Annotated in this window: 3 protein-coding genes; all 3 read right to left on the bottom strand. The window is 37.6% G+C overall.

Annotation, left to right across the window (positions count from 1 at the left end):
• A partial coding sequence (locus AC1DTM_RS25430; RefSeq protein WP_477001184.1) for a prephenate dehydrogenase/arogenate dehydrogenase family protein occupies positions 1-311 on the bottom strand: 311 nt, incomplete at its 3' end.
• Positions 304-1,404, bottom strand: a complete 1,101-nt coding sequence (gene hisC, locus AC1DTM_RS25425; RefSeq protein ID WP_016105171.1) for a histidinol-phosphate transaminase — start codon at positions 1,402-1,404, stop codon at positions 304-306. The genes hisC and AC1DTM_RS25430, both read right to left, overlap by 8 nt.
• An 18-nt stretch (positions 1,405-1,422) precedes the next feature.
• Positions 1,423-1,677 (bottom strand): chorismate synthase (locus AC1DTM_RS25420; protein WP_477001183.1); only part of this gene is annotated, 255 nt, incomplete at its 5' end.

Raw genomic sequence — 1,677 nt, 5'->3', positions numbered from 1 at the left:
TTCATAATTGTCCCTTTCGTACTTCCTACATCGGTAACAATAACATCTTCTCGTAAATGAAATGATGCAAGTTTGTGTAATAACTTTTTCGTTTCTTCAACTGGAGAGGCAAAAACAATTAAATGTGCCTCCTCACATGCACGCTGTAAATCTACTGCTACTTCATCAACTACATGTAATTCTTTTGCGCGCTCTACTTGCTCTTTAAATATGTCATAGCCGGTAATCGTTACATCGTGCTCTTTTTTTATCGCTAATGCAAGTGAGCCTCCTATTAATCCTGTTCCAATTAATACTACCTTTTTACACATTTGCCTCATCTCGAGACTTACTTTTTTTATTTTCAAAGTGTTGTTTTAACACTGAAATCACTCCCTCATTTTGTTCCCTTGTTCCAATTGTAATGCGCACGCCATTTGGAAACGGACGAATAATAAAACCAGCGTGCGCGCAAGATTCATAAATTTCTCCAGCATCATCTACTGGTAAGAAGATAAAGTTCGTTTGCGACGGATAAAACGGGATTTCATTTTCTGTACAAAAACTTTCGTACTGGTGTAATCCCTCTTTATTAACACGTACTATTTCCTCAATAAACGCTTCATCACTAAAGGCAATCGTTGCCGCTTTTTGCGCTAATGAAGATACGTTAAATGGCAAACGGACAACATTTAATTTCTCAATTAACTCTTCCTGTCCAATTGCATATCCGACGCGGAAAGAAGCTAATCCGTATGCTTTAGAAAATGTTCTAAGTACAAGAATGTTTTTATGCTTTTCCAGAAGTGGTAATATCTCTGGAAAATCTTTTGCTGTTACGTATTCATAGTACGCTTCATCAATGACAATTAACGTATTTTCACTAATACCTTCAATAAATTGAGTCAATTTTTGCTCATTAACATATGTGCCTGTCGGATTATTCGGATTACAAATCCAAACGATTTTTGTATGTTCATCAATTGCTGAAGAAACTTCGTCTAGATCATATACACCGTTATTTAAAGGAACTTCTTTCACTTTACATCCTTCAATAACCGCATGATGACGATATTGAGGGAATGTTGCACCAGCAGTAACAATGTTATCTCCTGCTCTGAGCACTGCACGGCTTATAATTTGAATGACTTCATCGAGCCCACTACCACAAAGCACTTGTTCCATTTTCACTTGTAATTTCTCTACAATCGTTTGACGGAGCGTTGTAGCTCCGCCATCTGGATACAATGCATGTTCCTGCCACGATTTTTGTAATTCTCCTAAAACACGAGGTGAACAGCCAAATGGATTTTCATTTGATGCTAACTTAACAAATGAATGATTCCCGTATACTTCTTTCATTTGCTCTGGTGATTTACCTGGTTTATACGGTTGTAATGATGATAGTTGATCTTTTACTCGCATGTTAACCCCGCCTTTTCATTAAAATTCTTTTGCGTATTTGTTATGTTGCGTAATGTTTTGCTTTAGTAATTCCATGCGGTCTTTTCCGAATTGTTCGACTAGTGCATCTGCAAGTTCCCACGCAACAACAGCTTCAGCTACAACACCTGCTGCAGGTACTGCACAGCTATCAGATCTTTCAATACTCGCTTGGAACGCTTCTTTCGTATCAATATCTACGCTTGCTAACGGTTTATATAATGTAGGAATTGGCTTCATTACACCTCTTACTAC

The sequence above is a fragment of the Bacillus sp. P4_D3 genome (assembly GCF_056401855.1).
This window is presented reverse-complemented; position numbering and strand designations above follow the sequence as displayed.